At 58.0% G+C, this 6,660-nt stretch carries 7 protein-coding genes and 1 tRNA gene; 1 reads left to right on the forward strand and 7 read right to left on the reverse strand.

Annotated elements, in window-relative coordinates; translation table 11 throughout:
* Window positions 1-35: 35 nt before the first annotated feature.
* Together ABL922_RS04990 and ABL922_RS04995 are read right to left on the reverse strand one after the other, a co-directional pair.
* Window positions 36-992, reverse strand: coding sequence for a septal ring lytic transglycosylase RlpA family protein (locus ABL922_RS04990; RefSeq protein WP_349023106.1), 957 nt, complete (start codon window positions 990-992; stop codon window positions 36-38).
* A 4-nt stretch (window positions 993-996) separates the two neighbouring features.
* Complete coding sequence (locus tag ABL922_RS04995; RefSeq protein ID WP_349023112.1) at window positions 997-1,971, reverse strand: lytic murein transglycosylase; 975 nt, start codon at window positions 1,969-1,971, stop codon at window positions 997-999.
* A 300-nt stretch (window positions 1,972-2,271) separates the two neighbouring features.
* Here ABL922_RS04995 and ABL922_RS05000 point away from each other — a divergent pair.
* A tRNA-Ser gene (locus ABL922_RS05000) sits at window positions 2,272-2,361 on the forward strand.
* A gap of 5 nt (window positions 2,362-2,366) precedes the next feature.
* Here the strand turns inward: ABL922_RS05000 and ABL922_RS05005 are convergent.
* From ABL922_RS05005 to ABL922_RS05025, 5 genes are all read right to left on the reverse strand, one after another.
* Window positions 2,367-2,714, reverse strand: coding sequence for a hypothetical protein (locus tag ABL922_RS05005; RefSeq protein WP_349023107.1), 348 nt, complete (start codon window positions 2,712-2,714; stop codon window positions 2,367-2,369).
* A 118-nt stretch (window positions 2,715-2,832) separates the two neighbouring features.
* Window positions 2,833-4,134, reverse strand: a complete 1,302-nt coding sequence (locus tag ABL922_RS05010; protein WP_349023113.1) for an amidohydrolase family protein — start codon at window positions 4,132-4,134, stop codon at window positions 2,833-2,835.
* 90 nt (window positions 4,135-4,224) lie between these two features.
* Entirely contained in the window at window positions 4,225-4,761 is a 537-nt protein-coding gene (locus ABL922_RS05015; protein ID WP_349023108.1) for a hypothetical protein, read from the reverse strand.
* 59 nt (window positions 4,762-4,820) lie between these two features.
* Complete coding sequence (gene lpdA, locus ABL922_RS05020; protein WP_349023114.1) at window positions 4,821-6,215, reverse strand: dihydrolipoyl dehydrogenase; 1,395 nt, start codon at window positions 6,213-6,215, stop codon at window positions 4,821-4,823.
* A partial coding sequence (locus ABL922_RS05025; RefSeq protein WP_349023109.1) for an endonuclease domain-containing protein occupies window positions 6,205-6,660 on the reverse strand: 456 nt, incomplete at its 5' end. The genes lpdA and ABL922_RS05025, both read right to left, overlap by 11 nt.

A 6,660-nucleotide genomic window follows, 5' to 3' on the forward strand; every position in this document is an offset into this window, starting at 1 on the left:
CCGGCTAGTTAACCGGCGAATGCGACCTTCGCCAGTCAAAGCTTTTCGCGGAGCATCCTTGCCTGTGGATAGCCGCGCTTTTTGGCATCGGCGAGTGCCGCCTGTGCCTCTTTCTCGGTTGCAAATGGCCCGAAACGCACGCGAAACAATTTGCCATCGGCACTAGGCGCTACCGAAGCTCCGAGTTTCTTGGCCAGCGCATCGGCATTGGCGCGCGAGGCGAAGGCCGCCACCTGCACGACATGCGAGCCGCCAGTGGCCGCCTTGGGCTTGGTTTCGTCCTTGGGCTTTGCTGCCACTGGAGCCGGTTTGGCGTCTTCCTTCTTGGCTGCCGGTGCGGGCTTGGGAGCTTTTGTTGGCTCTTTCTTGGCAGGCGCCGCTGTTACCGGCTTTTCAGGCGGGGCAACCACCACCACCGGCTTTGCCTGTTTGGCAAGCTTGTCGCGCAACACCTTCAGCAGCGATTCCGGCGTATCCATCCGCACCGTTGCCGGTTGCCCTGCGCGCAAGGTTGATCGCTCATTCTCTGGCGGATTGACGCGGCGCACGCGGACCCCGGTCACGCCCTTGTCGGCGATGCCCAGTTGCCGCGCCGCACCTTCGGAAAGGCCAATCAAACGGTCGTTGTTCATCGGGCCGCGATCATTGATCCGGACGAGGATGGTGCGACCGGTATCGAGTGCAGTGACTTCGACATAACTCGGCATCGGCAAGGTCTTGTGCGCAGCGGAGATCGCCGCAGCAACAAAAGGTTCGCCATTGGCGGTCGTGGCCCCGGCCAACTCACCCCCATAAATTCCGGCAAGGCCAACATCGTCATAGAGCGCGACGTCTTCGGGCGTGTATTTGGTTGTGCTTATGGTGAATGGATCACCAAGCTTGACGGGATAATCGCTGACCCGCTCGACCGAAGCCGAACTCGCCGTTGAAACGGCGTTGCCTCTGCCGCCACCACATGATGCCAGCGCCAAAAGCGCGGCAGTGGCTGCCAAAAATCTAGTTTCGAACCGCATCTGCAAGCAACCCCACCGAAAGAGCGTAAAAATTGGAGCAATTATAATCCAATATCGCGCGATAGTTGCTGCCCAGTAAATATGCGGTCTGCCCTTCACCATCGGGCTCTATCAAGGCCGCCTGCATATTATCATCGGGCCAGACGCCATTTTGCACGTTGATGCCACGCTGTTTCCATTCCGATATCCGCATCCAGCGGCTGTGACGGGCAAAGACGCGAGCGCAGCGGGGCGGCACCATTGTGCTTTTTATGCTGTTGCGATCGAGCGAGGCGGGCACATTGACGGCAAAGCCCCACGGCTCATTCCGGCGCCAGCCTGCGTTCATCAGATAATTGGCGATTGACGTCATCGCGTCGACTTCGCTCTTCCAGATATCGGCATAGCCATCACCGTCACCATCGCGCGCAAGACGCAAATAGACCGAAGGCAGGAACTGCGGGCGACCGAGTGCGCCAGCCCAGCTGCCGGTAATGGCATAGCTGGGCACGCCGCGGTCGATCATTTTTAGCACCGCCACCAGTTCAGCCTCAAACAGATCGCGACGGCGGCCTTCAAAGGCGAGCGAAGCAAGCGCATCGGGTGCGTGGAAATTGCCCATGACCGCGCCATAATTGGTCTCATGGCCGTAAATGGCGATCATCACCTCTTCGGGCACGCCGGTTTCATTTTCGATCCGCTGCAGCAATGGGCGCAATTCGGTATATTTCGAGCGGCCACGGTTGATGCGCGCCGCATCGACATGCTTGCGCCGATAGGGCTCAAAATCCGGAATGGCGGTAGCGCCCGGGGTTTCAGGCTGGCCCCGATCGAGTTGCACAACGCGAGGAAGATAGGTCAGCGTCGGGATAACACGATCAAGCGTCGCCTTGCTGACCCCTTCCCGCTCGGCCCGGGCGCGCACGGTCTGCAGATATTGGGCGAAGGCGTGCGAATGGCTTTGTTCGGTGGTGACAATGGGTGCCTGCTGCGCCGAAAGTGCAGCAGGCGGGCTCAACGCCGCAAGCAACAATGCTGCCGCCACACCATCAACCGGATATTTCCCGAAACGCAAAGCCACACAGCCTCCTCTTCAGCCTATGGCAAATCATAACATGGTTTTGCTGTCCTTACACAATAATAACAGCAGATTGCCGCGCCGGCCGCTCCCCTCGTCGCGGCGGAGACATTCGCGCAACTTTGGCGTAGAGAAAAGCAGCCGCACCGGCGCGGACCGCTTGCCAGCACGACAATTGATAGCTAGGGCGACCCGCGACGCGGACAGGTGGCCGAGTGGTTTAAGGCACCGGTCTTGAAAACCGGCGTGGGTGTAAGCTCACCGTGGGTTCGAATCCCACCCTGTCCGCCAATCCCTTACTTCTCTTCTGCCAATTGTCCGCCATTCGACGCGTTTTCACCGAACGCGCTGGTGGTGCTATCGATCATCATCTGGATCTCTTCATTGGCATATTTTTCGGCGTCAGCCTGTTTCGATCCATAGCTGCGTTCTGATTTGACCAGCAGGTCAAAATAGCTTTGGCGTTCGGTCATGCAGGCTTTCTGGATCAGTTCGTTGAATTCCGAACCAGATTTTTTGACCTTCACCGATTCATTATGCTCGCGGATCAGGCAATTGTTGAAGCCCTTGCGCGCTTCATCGAGCGCATCGCCCTTCATTGCCGCCATGTTGAGCGCCATGGCCAGCGCCAAGCTCATAATCATTTCGTTGCTCCCCAGTTTCTAGCGAACGATTTATCTTCCCACATCGACTGATTATCACAGGGCTGCGGGCAATCGCAATGTTTCAAATTGCCACTGAATTGATGCTGAACTCATTAGCTTAGCGGATGCGTTTGCCACCTTTTACAACTGCGTCGACCGACTCGAGTTCGCGCACGTTGGAAAGCGGATCACCATCAACCGCAACAATATCGGCGTAGCGCCCTACCGCCAAAGCGCCGACATCCTTTTCCCGATCAAGCGCCTGTGCGGCGTTGCGCGTCGCTGCCTGAATAGCTTCCAGCGGCGTCATTCCATATTCGACCATCACGCGGAACTGTTTGCCGATTTCGGCATGCGGCATGACACCCGCGTCGGACGCAAACACCATCTTCACGCCCGCCTTGTGCGCCTTGCGGAAATTATCGCGCTGGATCTGCGCAATCTCTCGGTCCTTGCGCAGATTATCCTCGAGCACGCCATTTTTGGCGCCTTCGGCCTGGGTATATTCGGTGTTGTAGATGTCCATTGCGAACCAGACCGGACGGGCGCGCGCCGCCGCCAATTTGATGCCTTCATCGTCGACAAGGCTGGCATGTTCGATCGTATCGATACCCGCCTTGATCGCAGCCTTGATGCCATCACCGCCATGTGCATGCGCCGCGACGCGGATGCCCCATTGATGTGCCTCGTCGGCAATCACACGCATATGCTCTTCGGATAGCTGCTGCTGCCCTGGCTCGGTGTTACGCGAGAAAACACCGCCGGTTGCGCAGATCTTTATAACTTCCGCGCCATATTTGCGCTGGCGACGCACCTGATAGCGCAGCTCGTCGATGCTATCGCCAATGCCTTCTTCTTTCCCGTCCTTTTCAAGACTCGGTGGAAGGAAGGTGGAGTCGCAATGCCCGCCGGTCGCGCCAAGCGCATAGCTTGCAGGAACAATGCGCGGGCCGACAGCATAGCCATTGTCGATCGCCTGTTTCAGGCCGATGTCGTTGCGGTTGTCCGATCCGACATTGCGCACGGTGGTAAAGCCCGCATCGAGCATCGCCTTGGCACTGCCCACCGCCGTCATTCCCCAGAAGCTGTCTGTGAATTCCAAGCCGCGATAGCCACCGATATCGGCGGGACCGTCCAGATGAACGTGCATGTCGATCAGGCCGGGGAGCAATGTGCGATCGCCAAGGTCGATATGGGTGACGTCGCTGCCCCATTTGACGGTTCGCGCATCGGCAATGCTGGTAATGCGGCCGCCTTCATCAACGAATATTGCGGGATATTCGACGGTCTTGCCGGTCAACACATCGAGCATGCGCGCGCCGGTGATGACCGTGTTCGCCCAGGACGGCGCAGACTGAACTGCCGCCAATGCCACCGCCAAAACCCCAGCATTTCTCAGAAAGTTCACGCCATAACCCATGTCTATCTTCTCCCGAATCTTGCTTTCAAACATTAGGCAGATTGGGCGGCGGTAGGACAGCGATTTTTCGGCAATTGGCAGATCAGCCGATCAATCGAGTAGAATGCGTTCGAAGCGGGAGACGATCACAGCGCCTTTGCTCTGTTCGCTAAATTCATTGGCACGAGCCAGCGCCGCTTTTTTGAGTGAGTCATAGTTTGAAAACTGGCAGTCGGTGCCGTCGCTTTCGACCCCCGGCAGCGCCGTTTCTGGATCGCCGCAGTCAAAATCCATTTCAAGTGCTTCGTTGCCGTCGTCGTTGATGCGAAACATGCGATACGCCTCCATCTTGCCATTCGCGTTAACGACCTGTGCAAGATATAAGTCGTCCACCAATGCGTCGAACGTTATGGCATAGGCTGGTTTGGCAGCGTTGCCGAATTCCGAATGTTCAACCGCCAACTCATTGCCATCCAGCGACACAACATAGCGATCGCCGGTGAAAACCTCGCCTTCGAAGCGTGAATAGGTTCCCGACAGCGACGGTGTGTCCATCACCTCATCGGGCATCAGCGGCGCTTCGGACGTCCAGCAGCCGGTGAGAAGCAGAGCCAGAGTCGCGGAAAACAGTGCATTGATCGGTTTCATAAGCCTCCTTCGCAACCCACTATGAAGCTAGCCGAACGAGGCTTTTGGTCAACTGCCGATTACATATGCAGCATCTTGCCATAGGCCCCCAGCACACTCTCATGCATCATTTCAGAGAGCGTCGGATGCGGGAAGACGGTGTGCATGAAATCGGCCTCGACCAGCTCGGCGGTCTTGCCGATGGTATAGCCCTGGATCAGCTCGGTCACTTCCGCGCCGACCATATGCGCGCCGAGCAGCTCACCGGTCTTGGCGTCAAACACGGTCTTGATGAAGCCTTCGGCCTCGCCGAGTGCGATGGCCTTGCCGTTACCGATGAAGGGGAAATTGCCGACCTTGACGTCGTAACCCGCTTCCTTCGCCTTGGCTTCGGTGAGGCCAACGCTGGCGACCTGCGGGTGGCAATAGGTGCAGCCGGGGATGTTTTTCGGGTCCATCGCGTGCGGATGACCGCCGAATATGGCTTCTGCAGCTATCACGCCCTCGTGGCTCGCCTTGTGCGCAAGCCAGGGGGGCGCCGTGACGTCACCTATCGCCCACAGGCCAGGCACATTAGTGCGGCACATCGGGTCGGTCTTGATATGCCCGCGCTCGGTTGCAACGCCAAGCGCCTCCAGCCCGATATTCTCGGTATTGGGGACGATACCGATGGCGACGATGCAATGGGTGAATTCAGACGCAACGACCTTGCCATCTTTACCCTTGATCGCGGCGGAGACGCCCGAAGCGGTGGCTTTCAGGCTTTCGACCCCTGCCCCGGTCATGATCGTCATACCCTGCTTCTTCAGTGCCTTTTCAAGGAAAGTTGAAACGTCCGCGTCCTCGACCGGCACAATGCGGTCCATCATTTCGACGACGGTCACCTCCGCGCCCATATCGTTGTAGAAGCTGGCAAATTCGATGCCGATCGCGCCGCTGCCGATCACCAGCAATTTCTTGGGCATTTCAGGCGGCACCATCGCGTGGCGATAGGTCCAGATGCGCTTGCCGTCTGCAGGTGCGAAAGGCAGGTCGCGCGCGCGCGCGCCTGTTGCGACGATGATATTTTTCGCGGTCAGCTCTTCGGTCTTGCCGTCTTTGGTCACTGTCAATTTGCCGGGCGCGGTCAGCTTGCCATCGCCCATATGGACGGTGATCTTGTTCTTCTTCATCAGATGCGTGACGCCCTGATTGAGCTGCTTGGCAACGCCGCGCGAGCGCTTCACCACCGCGTCGATATCCGCACTGATATTCGCCGCGGTCAGCCCGTAATCGCCCGCATGCTGCATATAATGATAGATCTCCGCCGAGCGCAGCAAAGCCTTAGTCGGGATGCACCCCCAGTTAAGGCAGATCCCACCGAGATTCTCCCGCTCGACAATCGCGGTTTTCAGCCCAAGTTGGGCTGCACGGATGGCCGCAACATAGCCACCGGGGCCGGAACCGAGGACGATTAGGTCATATTCAGACATGATAGGCACTTTCTAACCCCTCTCCCCTTGCGGGAGAGGGAGGGAGCCGCGTAGCGGCGGAAGGGAGAGGGGGTGATTGCAATGCGTGCCAGATGGTTTCGGCGACAGCATCGCTGTCTTTCAAAATGTCGCTGTTCCAGAAACGCAGCGCCGAGAAGCCCAGCTTTTCCAAATATGCGTCACGCCTTTTGTCATACTCGCTTTCGGCGTGCTGAGAGCCATCAGCCTCAACAATCAAACGGTGATCGAAGTTGATGAAGTCGACAATGTAGCTGTCAATGATGACCTGCCGTTTGAATTTATAGCCGACCAATCGTTTGGCTCGCAATATCATCCAAAGACGCTTTTCGGCCTCTGTCGGGTTGAGACGCATCCATTTGGCGCGGGCGAGCAGGTCAGACTTTGAAGGGACACCCCCTCTCCCTCCCCCGCCTGCGGCGCGGGCCCC

The sequence above is a fragment of the Sphingorhabdus sp. genome (assembly GCF_040079335.1).
In the GTDB taxonomy this organism is placed as follows: domain Bacteria; phylum Pseudomonadota; class Alphaproteobacteria; order Sphingomonadales; family Sphingomonadaceae; genus Sphingorhabdus_B.

Coding starts and splice junctions, on each gene's coding strand:
- ABL922_RS05015 (WP_349023108.1), bottom strand. CDS start 4,761: ATGAAACCGATCAATGCACTGTTTTCCGCGACTCTGGCTCTGCTTCTC.
- ABL922_RS05005 (WP_349023107.1), bottom strand. CDS start 2,714: ATGATTATGAGCTTGGCGCTGGCCATGGCGCTCAACATGGCGGCAATG.
- ABL922_RS05010 (WP_349023113.1), bottom strand. CDS start 4,134: ATGGGTTATGGCGTGAACTTTCTGAGAAATGCTGGGGTTTTGGCGGTG.